The organism is Desulfobulbus alkaliphilus, from assembly GCF_016918545.1.
GTDB lineage: Bacteria > Desulfobacterota > Desulfobulbia > Desulfobulbales > Desulfobulbaceae > Desulfobulbus > Desulfobulbus alkaliphilus.
On record NZ_JAFFQC010000403.1, the window covers coordinates 1 to 396 of the forward strand.

Below are 396 nucleotides of genomic sequence, written 5' to 3' on the forward strand. Positions count from 1 at the left end.
ATGCTGCTTTCTCTTTCGTGGCTGCGCGAATTCGTCCCGTATGAAGGCACGGCACAGGAGCTGGGCGACCGGCTGACCATGCTGGGCCTGGAACTGGAAGAAATCGTGCGCCCCTATGACGCCATCGCCCCCATCGTGGTGGGCCATGTGGTGGAATGCGTCGACCATCCCGAATCCGACCACCTGCACATCTGCAAGGTGGACGCCGGCCAGGGCGAACTGCTGGACATCGTCTGTGGCGCCCCCAACGTGGCCGCCGGCCAGAAAGTCCCCGTGGCCCTGGTGGGCACCACCATGCCCGGCGGCCTGGTCATCAAGAAGGCCAAGCTGCGCGGCGCTCCCTCCTTCGGTATGATCTGCTCCGAACGCGAGCTGGGCCTCACCGAAGACCACAGC

1 protein-coding gene is annotated in these 396 nt (G+C 65.2%); it reads left to right on the top strand.

Features of this window, described 5'->3' with window-relative positions; genetic code table 11:
• Positions 1-396 (top strand): YtpR family tRNA-binding protein (gene ytpR, locus JWG43_RS19135; protein ID WP_338033295.1); only part of this gene is annotated, 396 nt, incomplete at both ends.